The organism is Lactovum odontotermitis, from assembly GCF_054658595.1.
Genome location: NZ_BAAGGQ010000016.1, coordinates 20,385 through 34,430, shown reverse-complemented (window position 1 = coordinate 34,430; position 14,046 = coordinate 20,385). Strand labels below are relative to the sequence as shown.

Here is a 14,046-nt window from a genome sequence, read left to right as displayed (position 1 = left end):
AAAGGAGAAAATAATGAATGGAGTACTGAATTTTATCGTTTCAGTTGCAACCACACCGGCGCTCTTAGTCGGTCTGATTGCCATGCTCGGACTAATTTTACAGAAAAAACCAGCCACCGCCGTCATCCAAGGCTCAATCAAAACATTTGCCGGATTTCTCGTCCTCGTCGGCGGCGCAGGAATCTTGGTCAACGCGCTGACGCCCTTTGCCTCCATGTTCCAGCACGCCTTTAACGTCAAGGGCGTTGTCCCGACAAATGAAGGCGTCGTCGCTCTGGCGCTTGTCAAATACGGCACGCCTGCCGCGCTGATTATGCTTGTCGGCTTCCTGGTCAACATCCTGCTCGCGCGCTTCACCCGCTTCAAATACATCTTCCTGACCGGTCAAGCCATGCTTTATGTTTCAACCATGGCAGCCGTTGTGCTTGCCTCAGCCGGCATGGGCACTTCCTGGGCAACGATTCTGCTGGGCGGCCTCTTTGAAGGTACCCTGCTCACAGTCACACCTGCGCTCTGCCAGCCCTTCATGCGCAAAATCACGGGGCAGGACGGCGTTGCGATGGGACACACCGGAAATATGGGTTACGCAGCCGCAGGCCTGATGGGCAAGTGGTTCGGCACGCCTGACCCCGAAAAATCCACTGAAAAGATGAAAATGCCGAAGAGCCTCGGCTTCATGCGCGACTCCACGGTTTCCATCTCACTGGTTATGATTGTCGTCTATGTGGTGCTGGCAATTGTAGCGGGTCCAAACTATGTCGAGTCCAAACTGTCAAACGGGACAAATTTCCTGATTTTCTCAATCGTTCAGGCGGGAACATTTGCTGCAGGATTTGTTGTGGTACTGCAGGGTGTGCGCATGATTCTAGCAGAAATTATTCCAGCCTTCCAGGGAATCGCTCAAAAGCTGGTTCCCAACTCGAAGCCGGCACTTGACGTTCCCATCGTCTTTCCATATGCGCCAAACGCTGTGCTCATCGGCTTCATCGTGTCCTTCATCGCAGGCGTCATCTCCATGTTCGGCATGGTGGCAATGGGCACGACAGTCATTATTCCAGGCGTCGTCGGACATTTCTTCTGCGGCGCAGCTGCGGGAATCTTCGGTAATTCTACAGGCGGCCGCCGCGGTGCGGTAATCGGTTCATTTGTGAACGGCTTGATGCTGTCATGGCTGCCGCTGGCGATTCTACCTGCACTGGGAGCCTTTCAGGCAGGTGCCTCAGTGACCTTTGCGGATACGGATTATCTGATTCCAGGCGGCATCATCGGTATGGTCGGCAAGGCTGGCTCTGGCGCGCTCATTGCGCTGATTGTCGGTTTTACAGTTGTGGTCGTCATCGTCAGCACAGTTCTGAATTCACGGGAAAAATCGAAAATCAGCAAATAATTCATCAGGGCAGTGAAAGAACAATTTTTCCACTAAGAAATCGGATATTTTGCCGAAAATACGCCCCTGTGATGTGGTATAATTAGAACTAACAAAAAGAAAAAATGGAGATGCGTAATATGTTTGATTATACTGACCAACTCGCGGTTAACACGATTCGTACACTTTCAATGGACATGATTCAGAAAGCAAATAGCGGCCATCCGGGCCTGCCCATGGGCTCAGCACCGATGGCCTATGTACTTTGGAGCAAATTTCTGAATGTTAATCCAAAGTCCGGCCGCACCTGGTCAGACCGTGACCGCTTTGTCCTGTCAGCTGGTCACGGCTCAGCAATGCTCTACAGCCTCCTGCACCTGGCAGGCTACAAAGTTACTATTGACGACCTGAAAAACTTCCGCCAATGGGGCTCAAAAACCCCTGGGCATCCTGAAGTCAACCACACAGACGGCGTTGAGGCTACAACAGGCCCGCTCGGACAAGGGATTGCCAACGCGGTCGGTATGGCTATGGCCGAGGCGCACCTGGCGGCTCAATACAACCGCGAAGGTTTTGACATCGTTGACCATTATACCTATGCGCTGAACGGTGACGGCGACCTGATGGAAGGTGTCTCGCAGGAAGCCGCTTCACTGGCCGGCAAACAGAAGCTCGGCAAACTGATTCTCTTCTACGACAGCAACAACATTTCACTGGACGGCAATCTGGACCAGGCCTTCATTGACGACGTCAAAATGCGCTTCGAGTCTTACGGCTGGCAGCATATCCTCGTCAAAGACGGTAACAGCCTGGAAGAGATTTCCACCGCAGTTGAGCGTGCAAAGGCTGAGAAAACGAAACCAACTATCATCGAAGTCAAGACAATCATCGGCTTCGGCGCTGAAAAAGAAGGCACTAATGCTGTTCACGGTGCACCGCTCGGCGTAGAAGGCGTTAAATTCGCCAAAGCCAGCTACGGCTGGAACTACCCTGACTTTAGCGTGCCAGAAGAAGTCGCACAACGCTTCAGCGAAACAATCGCAGCCCGCGGCGAATCAATGGAGCAAGTCTGGAACCGCCAATTTGAAGCCTATGCCGAGAAATACCCTGAATTAGCCGAGCAATACGAACGTGCCTTTGCCGACGAAACACCAGAACTCAATCTGACAAAACACGAAGTCAGCTCCTCCAAAGCTTCAAGAGTGACTTCACAAGAAGCCATTCAGGAGCTGTCCGTACAAATGCCGAACTTCTGGGGCGGCTCAGCTGACCTGTCAGCTTCAAACAATACCATGGCCAAAGCCGAATCTGACTTCATGCCGGATAACCGTGCCGGCCGCAACATCTGGTTCGGCGTCCGCGAATTCGCAATGGGCGCCATCATGAACGGAATCGCACTGCACGGCGGCACACGTGTTTACGGCGGCACATTCTTCGTCTTCAGCAATTACATGCTGCCGTCAGTCCGAATGGCTGCACTGCAGAACCTGCCAGTCACTTATGTCTGGACACACGATTCCATCGCTGTCGGCGAAGACGGCCCGACGCATGAACCAGTTGAGCAATTGGCCAGCGTCCGCTCAATGCCGAACCTGGACGTCATTCGCCCGGCAGACGGCAATGAAGTCGTTGCAGCTTGGCGCCACGCTGTCAACTCAATGACACGCCCAACCGCTCTGATTCTGACCCGTCAGAACCTGCCTGTACTTGAAGGCACTGCCGAATTAGCCGAAGAAGGCGTAGACCGCGGCGCTTACATCCTCTCAGAAGAAAAAGGCCAATTGACAGGCATCATTATCGCGACCGGCTCAGAAGTTGCTTTGGCTGTAGAAGCTCAGAAACAGCTCGGCGACGGTGTCCGCGTCGTATCTATGCCGTCAATGAACCGCTTTGACGAGCAGGATTCCGCTTATCGCGAGAAAGTTCTGCCGATGCGCATTCGTCGCCGCCTAGCAGTTGAAGCAGGCACAAGTTTCGGCTGGGCAAAATATGTCGGCATTGACGGAGGCACCGTTACAGTTGATAAATGGGGCGCCAGCGCACCGGCTCCTAAAGTTCTTGAGGAGTATGGTTTTACTGTGGAAAATGTCGTGGCTCAATACAAGAAACTCAATTAATATAAAAGACAAAATGGGGACAACTGTCCTCATTTTTGCTAAAATCTTAAATAAAGGAAATAAAAATGGCCGACCGCTCAAATCGAATCTACAAAATGACTTACGAATCCGTCTATCCATTGCTGCTGGCGAAAGTCGAGCGAAAAGGCCGCAGCCAGGCCGAACTCGACGAAATCATCCGCTGGCTGACCGGCGTTGCTGAGCCGTCAAAATTGACCGGCAGCTACGAGGAACTCGCGTCAACACTACAAATCAATCCCAAAGCCTCCGAAATCAAAGGCGTCATTTGCGGCGTTCGTGTGGAAGAAATAACCGATTCGACCATCAGATTCGCCCGTCAGCTGGATAAAATCGTTGACGAACTGGCCAAAGGAAAGGCGATTGAGAAAATTGAGAGGTTATAAATAGTGTCAGTATTACTTGCTTTAATCGCCGGAATCGGCTCGCTGGCCAATATATATTTCCTGGGTGAAATCGTCTGGCTGCAGTGGATTTTAACGCTTCTGGCCTGGATTGCCCTGTTCAGCTACCGCGGCCGCAAGTCAGTGAAAAGCTACAACGGCGACGGGACAAAGCTCTTCACGCTCCGCTTTGCAATTTGTATTCTGGCGGTGCTCGGCTCAACTCTGATTCTTGTCGCCAAGCTGATTGGCTGGAATTAAGTTTATGGAGCGATAATTAATGATGCAGAGAAGAAGAAAACGGAAGAAAAAGCTAAGATATGACCGAATTGTGCTAGCTCTGGGGGCTCTGATTATTTTAGGAATCGGTGTGACTTTTGCGCTCAGTCATTTTTTAGCTGCTTCAACAAAGCCAAAAGCTCCTGCTGCGACTGCCTCTTCCGGCAAAACGGCTTCTAGTTCAGCCAGGGTGGTGTCAAAAGGGACTGATAAGTCCGGCGAAATCACCTTTTTTGCCGCGGGTGACAATCTGATACACGGCATGGTTTATGGTGTCGCTCAAGGCCATTCAACAGACGGAACATATGATTTCAGTTCTTTTTATAGCGGAGTGAAAGCAGAGGTTGAAAAGACCGACATTGCTTTCGTCAACCAGGAAACGCCATTTGCCGGCCAAGAAATCGGCGGTTTATCGTCCTACCCGACTTTCAACGGCCCGACTCAGATTCTGGAAGGACTCCAGTCGACCGGTTTTGACTGGATAAACCTGGCTTCCAACCATTCGTTTGACCGCGGCGAGGAAGGAATTCTGGCCGAACTGCAGCACGTGAACCAGCTAGGCATGCTTGAGACGGGGGCAAACGCTTCGCTGGAAGACCAGAACAACATAAAAACACTGACTAAAAACGGCATCACCATCGCTTTTGACAGTTTCACCTATGGCCTAAACGGCTATGAACTGCCATCCGGGAAAGACTATCTCGTGAACCTGACAAGCAAGAAACTGATAAAATCGCAGGTTGAGGCCATGAAAAAAGTCTCAGACGTGCAGATTGTCAACATGCACTGGGGAACAGAGTACAACACCGGCGTAGACGACGAGCAGAAAGAGCTGGCGCAGTATCTGGCCGACCTCGGCGTTGACGTTATCATTGCCGAGCACCCTCACGTCATTGAGCCGCTGGACTGGATCACTGCGAGTTCCGGCCAGAAAGTACTCGTCGCCTACTCGATGGGTAATTTTCTCTCGGCTCAGGATACCAACATGGGAATGCTTGGTCTTGCCGTCAAGTGGTCAATAAAAGTGGACAAAGGACAAGTTTCCGTCGAAAATGCGACGATTTTGCCCACTATCACGGTTATCACGGGTCAATATGATTCCTACAATGCCGACTTCAATGTCAAATTTCTGAAAGATTATACAGAGCAGGACGCAGCAAGCCATGCGCTCACAGCAACCGGAAATGACATGTCGCGGCAGTTCTTCCTTAATCAGGTCGCGCAGATTATTGGAAGCCCAGAGAACATGAAAGTAGTTGATTAAGCACGATTGCGCCAGCAGACAACTCATTTAGCTCTATATTTTCAGACGATAATGCGACTTATGTGAAAATAACGTGAAATCATCGGACATTGTTGCATAATCTCATGATTTCTGGTAGAATAAAGCAAGATTATAGTATCGGAGAAACTACGCTTATGCCTGATAAAAATAAGAAATCATTCTTTGGAAATCTTTTCAGCGGTAGTGAAGAGAAAAAAGAACTTAAAGAAGAAGTTCAAAAGGAAGTTTTTGACCCAGCTCCAGAAGAAGCCTTGAAAATGGAAGAACAGAAAACTATCGAACCGCAAAAAAGTGTTGACCCATTGGAAAAATTAAAGGTTGAGGAGCCGATTCTTTCGGCTGGACCTGAAACGGCTGAAAATTCTAAAACCAATTCATCCGCTTTGGAAAATCTGGCCTTGTCCTCTCCAAGAAACGACTATACCAAAAACTATACCGAAGAATTATTACAATATCAGCACCACCAGCATGACTTCGAAGTAAGCAAGCAGAATTATGATAAAATCCTTAATGAGTACGAGACGCTTAAGCAAGGCTTGAACGAGAAACTGACAGGTTTTATCGTTTTGAGCAATACCATTAATGCAGCAAAAAAGATTTACGACGATGAAATTTCGGACTATAAAGCAGGAAAAAGCCAATATGAAGAAGATTTGAAAGGCTACAGGTTTGCAAGTGATGAACGTCAAAATCTACAGCTGAAATTGACCAATCTTCAAGCTGAATTTGAGCGCCGCCAGACACAGCTGAAAGAAATCACAGCCGCTGCCACAGAGGCTGCAGCAGAGTTTGAATCTAAGACGAATGAAAAGACTGAAAAAGAAGCAGATTTAAAATCACGAGCTGATATTTTAAGCGTGGCCACAGAAGATATGGAGCTGCTATCAGGCCGGCTTGATAAACTGAAAGCCGAATTTGAAGCAGAAGAGCCGAATTTCGAGGCAGCCAAAGACCAGTATACTTTTGTAACTCAGATTAAGAATGAATACGATACTTTAAGCACACAGTATGCCAAAATGCAAGTGCAAGAAGAAGCTGCTAAGGTTAACTTGGATGAAGTTCAAAATGTGCTGAATCAGAATAAGGTTAAGGCAGACGTTGCGGAAAAAATCGGTGATTTCACAATCACGCCGTTGAGCGGTACAGATGAGCGCTACCAGCAGGAAAAAAGTCAATTTGAAAAAACTGAGTCAAATTACCTGGAACTCAAAGAGCGCTACGACACAGAAGCCGCCAATTTTGCGCGTATTGAAAAGAATTATTCCGATTTGTCAAATTCGGACAGTGCGAACCGCGTGGCTTTGCATTATGTAACAGAAGAATATAATTCAGCAAAAACCTTGCTGAATCGTGTTCTGGATGAGTTCAAACCAGTTGAAGAAGCCTATCATGAGCAGAAAGCTGCATTTGATGTCATCGATGCAAATTATCAGAAAATGTCGAAAATGTTTTCTGAAGCGCGTGAAAATCTGCAGACCTCACAAAAACAGCTTGACGAAGCCAAACATACTTACAATAAGGTTGAAGAATCTTATGATTATATCCAGACGCAGAACGGCATCTTAGCGGCAAATCTTGCAGCCAAAGAGGGGCAATATAAAGAGATTGCTGATGATTATGAAACAGCAGTCACTAAATATGAAGCTGAACGTCAGAAATTTGACCCATTAACTGCTTCATTGAAGAAATCAACCCAAGCTCACGAAGGACTCCAGGCTAAAATCGAAAAAGCTCAGCGTGACCGCAATGAAGCACAAGCTGCCTTTGACAGGTCTTCAGAGCAATTATCCGACGTCACGAATTTACTGGCTGAGGTTAAACAGAGTTTTGATGATATCAAGTCTGACAGTGATGAAAAAGCGGCTGCACTTGAGAAACTTCAAAAAGATGCCGATAATGCCGAGGATTTAGCCGTCAAAACCTTGGAAACTGCCAAAGTCCATTACACAGATGTTTCGAGCAAGTATGAAGAGTTAGTGGAACAATATGACAAGTATTCTGAAGTTCATTCAAGCTACGGCCACAATTATAAACGAATTGACCAGGATTACCAGAAGACCGCAAGCCTCTACCGCTTGGCCGATGATGAGTACGCGTCAATTTCTGAGGCTTATCAGTCCTTTCTAGACCATGGCGCGTATGTCTCTGCGATGTATTCAGAAGTTCAGAAAACCTATGAAGCTGACAAAGATTATTATGACAAGGTTTATGAAGAGTATCAGAAAGTTCAGACCGATTTAAAAGCAGTTCAGGCAAAGAAACAGAATTTTGACCAGGCTGCTGCACATCTGAAAACCCTGTTTATTCAGGACAACAGTTTGACTTTCCCAATTTACGAGTCAACCGGCCATAACTATGTTGATAATTTCAATTTACCGACCTTGATGCGGACGGCCGTGGACTCTTTGTCTCTGAAAGAAAAGCCGCAGTTAGATGCATGGCTGACGACCTACCAGAAGATTCGTGAAGAGCTGGCTCAGGCTGCAAGCGGCTTTGCGCTCTCATTAAATCAGTACCAGGAGACTTATGACAAGTATTTAGAAGTCGGCGGCGACCGTTTGAAAGAAGTTGATGCCAATCGCGCGGCTTATACCGGTATTGATTTGGCAGGTTACGTTGCGGCGCTGGACCAGCAGGTTGCCGATTGGATGAAAGATTATGAGACGCGCGAAAAAGCCTTTGCTGTGCTGCTCAACGCCTATACTTCCTACCTTGACCGTGAGCAGCAGCTCATCAGTCTGGTCTCCGGAAATCTGAATATTCAGGAAGGGGTTCAGTCTGTCCTTAGTTTGATTAATTCCGTTCCTGACTATACAGACATGTATAGCGCAGATTACGGCGATATCAACCAGCTGGTTTCACATTTGGGAATAGCAGCAGCAGAGCTGACAAAGCCGCGTTCGGCCGAGGAGCTGAAACAAATTTTCCGTGTCAATTATTACGAGCACGGTTTGAATTTGATTAAGAATAATGTCTCAAACTTCTTGCGAATTCTGAACAGTCTTAAGGTGAATTATCATGACAGCTTAGAAAATTTGAACAAGCAGATTCAGCATTTCCAAATTACTACAGGAATTTCGACTGATAATATTCAAATCACTGGTATCGTCAATGACGACTTTGACCTTGAGCGCTATTTGAAGAGCAGTCTTGAAAAAAATTACCAGCTTTTAGAGAGCTCAGTGACTGAAGTGTCCTCACTCACTAACGCGATTCGCCGTGCAGGAGGCCTGACAAAAGTTGCCAACCGTATCATTGACACAACGGCTAACGACACACTGGTCTTTAATGACAAGCCGATTACAATGTCAGAGTCACTGATGAATACTGAAGTGACAATTAATTCGCCTCGCAATATTCCTATCCCGATTGAGCCGGACGAGCCGACAGCTGCAGTAATTGAGCCGAAGCGCCCGACAGAAATGATGGCTAAACCGGACTATATCTATCAAGTGGAGATGCCGGAAGCTGTGGAAGAAGATGAAGATATTATGATATAATCCAATTAGATTTGCTCATATCCGAAAATCAGTCTTAGGGCTGATTTTTTTCGAGTTGAACTCTGCTAAAATAAACATGTAAATAAAAGAAGCCCTTTTAATGAACAGGAAGGGTGAAAGGTAAGGCGCGACCATTGAAAGCGTCAAAAACATTAAAGCTTGCTGACAAGGCAAAGCATGGAGGTTAATTAAAATGGCTGACAAAAAAGAGAGAATCATGGATTTGATGCGTAGAGGTGTCATCACCAATGAAGAGGCACTTGAATTACTCGAAAAGATGGAAGCAGGCGATTCAACCGATTCCCAAGACGCAGAAAAGGGTGCAGAAGCTGCTTCAGAGAAAGAAATTGAATCTGAAATTAAGTCAAAAATTGATGCTGAAGGCTTTGAAAATCACCGTCAGGACACAGGTGAATCGATTAAAAATACACTGAACCAGGCAGCCGACAAGCTCTCGGATCTTTTCAAAGGCCTGTCGAAAACAGTTGATGACAATGTTGACTTTTCGAAAGGCTGGCCAAAAGTCAAGACCATTGAAAAGACAGTTGAGTTTGATATCCTTGAGCCATTTGATTCAGTGAATCTGGATGTCAAGGGCGGCAAAGTAACAGTGAAGCCAGGCGACAATGCCCACATAAAAGTTGATTACAAAATTTACGGTGCAGTCTCTGATATTGACGATTACTTGGCTGAAAATACAAAGATTTCAACCGAAGAAGGAATTCTTGAGATTTCAGCAGCTGGGCGTATCGCCGCTTATGTAGAGCTCTATTTACCAAGCCGCAGCTATGAGGACCTGACTTTCAAACTGCTTAACGGCAAAATCATGGTGGATGGCATAGAAGCCAGCAATCTGGCTGCTTCAAGCAAGAACGGCGAATTAACAATCATCAGTACAAAAGCTGACAAATTGGCTCTGGATTTAATCAATGGCGACATCAAGTTTGACGGTTCATTCGTAGATGGTCAAGTTCTCTTGACAAACGGCGGCATTCGTCTGACTCAGCATGACAATCGTGCAAAAAATCTGACAGCCAAAGTTATCAATGGTGAAGTGAAACTGTCTGTGCCGGAGCCGTTAGCACTGACAGGCCGTGTCAAGACCGTATTCGGGAGCTACAAAACTCGCCTGCGTCTGGACCAGCCCTTCGAATCCGGTAAGAGCGGAGCGGCAGTAGTTCGCTCTGGTGAAGATAATCTAACCTTCGAGCTTGAGACAAAATCAGGCACGATTTGGTTAAAGGATGGAGAATAATCTGATGGGAAAACGTTTAACAAAGTCTAAATCAAACCGGATGATATCAGGTGTTATCGGCGGTATCGGCGAGTATTTCGGACTAGATGAAAGCGTCATTACAATTATCCGTGTCATTTGGGCGTTTTCAGTATTTGTAGGAATGGGCACAACGCTTCTTCTCTATATCATCTTGGCTGTTATATTACCAAGCGCAAGCTCAGCTAGCCCCTATCAGCGTTCACCCTATGAGAAACCATGGGAAAGCAGTTCCCGGAATTCAGGAAACTTCTACCAGTCAAATCCGAATAAATATCAGACGGAGCGAAAAGTTAAAGAGGCAGAGCCGGTCAATGATGACGATAGCTGGTCAGATTTTTAAGCATAGATGCAGTGAAAAGCTGATAGTTGTACAAAAAGTATAAAACTTTTTTGGACGATGATGGCTCAAAAAATTACATATAAAATAGAACAGAAGTCAATTCGATTTCTGTTTTATTTTATTCGGAAAAACAGGCTAAATTTTCAAAATACTTCACGAATTTTTTGTAAGCTATTGCAATCGCTTTAAAATTGTTGTATTATAAACATAGATAAACAAAAACAGATAAATTCAGTGACGTAAGCTGACTCACAGCGTGAATGCTTTTACAAGGGGAATAATAACAATGAACAAAAGAATCAGGCTATTAAACATGACTCAGAAGGAATTCCTCAAGTATTTTTCGTTCACCTTTATCTGCTATGCGGTTCCTCTCATTGCAATCGGTCTTTCAAATTATCCTTATCTGGATGATACTTCACGCCGTGCCATGGGCTACACTGCTTTCGGCAACGATTATTCACGATGGGGAAGTGAGTTTTTAGCCTGGATTTTACAGGGAAGCCGGCATCTGGTTGATACAGGATTGACCAATTTTATTGTGACGGCTTTAATTCTTGCTTTGTCGAGTCTTTTACTGGTTTCGGTCATTTCAAAGGTCAATTATGTGTCGCTTTTTGTGTCCTTAATGATTGGATTAAATCCCTGGTCTTTGGGCTTGTTCTCTTTCAAATTTGATTCTCCGTTCATGGCGGTAAGTGTCTTAATGAGTATCATTCCCTTTTTATTCTGGGAGAAGCGGCAGTTTGCCGTGATTTCCTTTTTCGCGCTTTTCCTTATGTACAATACTTATCAAGCAAGCTCGGGCATTTTCCTGGTGATTTTTCTGATAAAAATTTACAGGAGCTTAACGCAGAGAATTGATGCGAAAAAGTTAAGAACGAATGTTTTAATGGGCGGTTTATCTTTTCTTCTTCCGACAATTGCCTACTTTGTCCAGCTGAAAGTTCTTCCAGTCGCAGAGGGGCACAGCAGCAATTCAATGCTGTCGCAGAATATTTTTCTTCAGCCGTTCACCAATGTCCGCCTGTTTTTGTCAGCATTCAAGTATAACAGTGCTAAGGTTTGGATAGCAATTTTCGCAGTCTTACTGGTTGTTTTCATCATAAAAGAAATCATCAATTCTGACAATAACTTAGCCTTTAGTTCACTTTATCTCACTGTTTTCTTTGTTCTTGGAACATTTCTTTCATTCGGCATCTATCTTTTTCTCCAGCAGCTGACTCCTGCTCTCAGGTACATCTATGGTTTTCCATTCTTTCTGGCTTGCCTGGCTATTATGCTGTTTGACGGGCAAAAAGAGAAAATCCGTGTGTTGGGGAGAGTAGGTAAATTTGTTCCAGTCCTCCTGTCTTTCTTTATTATTCAATTTTCGTTCGTGTATGCCGGAACTTTGCAGAGTCAGCGCGAAGCCTTGCAGCAGCAGTCTGTCAAACTAGAAAATTCTTTAGAAAAAGTTGATTTAAAAGGGGTAAAACTTTATTTTTCAGATTTCCTTTTCTCCGACTCAGCGACATTAAAGAATTCACAGAAGAATTATCCGATTTTGAACGGCGGCTATACACAGCTTTTTCTGTCAAACACTCAGACCAGCCAAGAGTTAATTCGTCTTCAGATTATGCAGAACTTGTATCTGAATACTCCTCCTGCTGAGACGATTGGGGCGGCTCAAGAGCAGACAGGCGAGTTTACTCAAGCCCAGGAACAGAACATCGCGGATGGTAAAGCTGTAAAAGTCTTGGAAAATGACCGCTGGATTGTTTATACTTATCGAAAAGAAGTTTATGTTATTGCAAAATAGCGGGAGCTGGCATTCTTTAAGACTGCCGATTTTCAGCGGATTTGTTATAATCTAATTATGCTAAAAAAATACAATTTAACCAGTAAACACCGGTTAGGCGAATCTTCAACTCTGGGGGATTTTACATATGTTCTAAAGCCCGATAGGGAAGAAATCGGCAAGGTATCAGCATACTTCGGATTTCCTTTTGACTATATCGGCGGTATTTTAGATGATTATGAAAATGCGCGTTTTGAGGTAGATGCGCACGAAAATGCGCTGCTTTTGCTGCAGTATCCAGAGCCTGCTGAGACGGGGGAAATTGAGACTTTTCCTTATGCACTGGTCAGTACGGCAAGCCATCAGGTTGTGTTCGCTTTGAATCATGAAGTAGATTTGAGCGATATTTTATCGGCTGAATATGAGGAAAAGCGTATTAGGCATCAGCTTTTCTATCATATCGTATCAGAAATGACCAGGCGATTTGACGATTACCTGCGGGAATTCCGAACGCGCCGCAATGAAATTCAAAAGACAATCAAAAAATCCACACAAAACGACCAATTGCTGGAAATGATTCGCATGCAGGCAAGTCTGGTCTATTTTCAGGAAGCGCTGGACAATAATCTGTCAGTCCTGAGAAAATTTATGGCATTATTGCAGAAAAAAGGTGAAGACGGTTTTTCAGAGCGAGTTTTTGACCTCTGCATTGAAACTGAGCAGGCAGGAAAAGAAGCACGTATTCAGTCCAAATTGATTGAAAATCTGCGTGACTTGTTCTCAAATATTGTGGCCAATAATTTGAACATCGTCATGAAAATCATGACCTCCGCAACCTTTGTTCTCGGTATTCCTGCGATAATCTTCGGCTTTTACGGCATCAATGTGCCCATTCCGGGTCAGAAATTCCTCTGGATGGTCTGGCTGATTCTGGGCGTCACACTGCTGATTACCAGCTGGGCAATCTGGCTTTTGAGAAAGAAAGATATGATGTAACAAAAAAAGCAGTTCAGGAGAAAACTGCTTTTTTTGTCGTTTTTAGTGAAAGATGGGCAAGCTCATGAGATAGCCGCCAACAGTAAAGATAATCATGATTAGAAACATGAGCACAATGACAACCTTGACAAAAGTCATAAAAGGAGTCGATTTCTTTTTGTATTTAGCCATAATGCTATTATACACTTTTCCTTTTAAATTTCAAGAACCATTAGCGGACAATCAGAGTGTCACAAGGTGCCCGATTGATGATGTACTGAGCGACAGAACCGATGAAAATGCGCTCAACATAGGAAAGTCCTGTTGCGCCGAGCACAATCAGGTCAGCGCCTTCCTCTTTGGGAATTGTCTGGCCAAGCATGACTTTCGGCGAGCCGAATTCAACGCGCGGCTTGACTTTTTCAACCCCAGCTTGATGTGCTTCATCGGCGAAATCCTTAATCAGATTTTCTGCGCCTTTTTGCGTGTCTTCGGCCAAAACTGCACTGCCGTATGATGCAAGCGACTGATAGGCGCGCAGGTCGATGATGTTAATCAGAATGAGTTCGGCCTTGTTGCGCAGTGCGATTGCAACTGCTTTGTCAAATGCCTTTGTGGCTTCTACGGAACCGTCAATTCCAACCACTATTTTATGATAATTGTCAACCATTTTTGCAAACCTCCATTTCCTTACTCTAATTTTATCACTTCTTTATGAAAATTTCAC

The 14,046-nt window shown here is 45.4% G+C and carries 12 protein-coding genes; 10 read left to right on the top strand and 2 right to left on the bottom strand.

Annotated elements, in window-relative coordinates:
* Positions 1-13 precede the first annotated feature (13 nt).
* The 10 genes from ACYQ2E_RS08910 to ACYQ2E_RS08865 all read left to right on the top strand — a co-directional run bounded on the left by ACYQ2E_RS08910 (position 14) and on the right by ACYQ2E_RS08865 (position 13,340).
* Complete coding sequence (locus ACYQ2E_RS08910; protein WP_460017711.1) at positions 14-1,387, top strand: PTS ascorbate transporter subunit IIC; 1,374 nt, start codon at positions 14-16, stop codon at positions 1,385-1,387.
* A gap of 119 nt (positions 1,388-1,506) precedes the next feature.
* Positions 1,507-3,483: a transketolase gene (gene tkt / locus ACYQ2E_RS08905; RefSeq protein WP_460017710.1), complete on the top strand. Its 1,977-nt coding sequence runs from the start codon at positions 1,507-1,509 to the stop codon at positions 3,481-3,483.
* A gap of 65 nt (positions 3,484-3,548) precedes the next feature.
* The gene (locus tag ACYQ2E_RS08900; RefSeq protein WP_460017709.1) at positions 3,549-3,887 is read left to right on the top strand and encodes a DUF2200 family protein; all 339 of its coding nucleotides are present in this window, start codon (positions 3,549-3,551) and stop codon (positions 3,885-3,887) included.
* A gap of 3 nt (positions 3,888-3,890) precedes the next feature.
* A complete protein-coding gene (locus ACYQ2E_RS08895; RefSeq protein ID WP_460017708.1) occupies positions 3,891-4,145 on the top strand; it encodes a hypothetical protein in 255 nt (84 codons plus the stop codon).
* Between the two features lie 19 nt (positions 4,146-4,164).
* Positions 4,165-5,427 (top strand): CapA family protein, encoded by a 1,263-nt coding sequence (locus ACYQ2E_RS08890; RefSeq protein WP_460017707.1) that lies wholly within the window; start codon positions 4,165-4,167, stop codon positions 5,425-5,427.
* Between the two features lie 155 nt (positions 5,428-5,582).
* Positions 5,583-8,948, top strand: a complete 3,366-nt coding sequence (locus ACYQ2E_RS08885) for a hypothetical protein (RefSeq protein WP_460017706.1) — start codon at positions 5,583-5,585, stop codon at positions 8,946-8,948.
* 193 nt (positions 8,949-9,141) lie between these two features.
* Entirely contained in the window at positions 9,142-10,203 is a 1,062-nt protein-coding gene (locus ACYQ2E_RS08880) for a DUF4097 family beta strand repeat-containing protein (RefSeq protein WP_460017705.1), read from the top strand.
* A 4-nt stretch (positions 10,204-10,207) separates the two neighbouring features.
* Positions 10,208-10,564, top strand: a complete 357-nt coding sequence (locus ACYQ2E_RS08875; protein ID WP_460017704.1) for a PspC domain-containing protein — start codon at positions 10,208-10,210, stop codon at positions 10,562-10,564.
* A gap of 286 nt (positions 10,565-10,850) precedes the next feature.
* Entirely contained in the window at positions 10,851-12,365 is a 1,515-nt protein-coding gene (locus tag ACYQ2E_RS08870) for a glucosyltransferase domain-containing protein (RefSeq protein ID WP_460017703.1), read from the top strand.
* 57 nt (positions 12,366-12,422) lie between these two features.
* A complete protein-coding gene (locus ACYQ2E_RS08865; protein ID WP_460017702.1) occupies positions 12,423-13,340 on the top strand; it encodes a magnesium transporter CorA family protein in 918 nt (305 codons plus the stop codon).
* A 42-nt stretch (positions 13,341-13,382) separates the two neighbouring features.
* Here ACYQ2E_RS08865 and ACYQ2E_RS08860 read toward each other — a convergent pair whose 3' ends face one another.
* Both ACYQ2E_RS08860 and ACYQ2E_RS08855 read right to left on the bottom strand, forming a co-directional pair.
* A complete protein-coding gene (locus ACYQ2E_RS08860) occupies positions 13,383-13,511 on the bottom strand; it encodes a hypothetical protein (protein WP_460017701.1) in 129 nt (42 codons plus the stop codon).
* A 40-nt stretch (positions 13,512-13,551) separates the two neighbouring features.
* Positions 13,552-13,989: a universal stress protein gene (locus ACYQ2E_RS08855; protein WP_460017700.1), complete on the bottom strand. Its 438-nt coding sequence runs from the start codon at positions 13,987-13,989 to the stop codon at positions 13,552-13,554.
* Between the last annotated feature and the right edge of the window lie 57 nt (positions 13,990-14,046).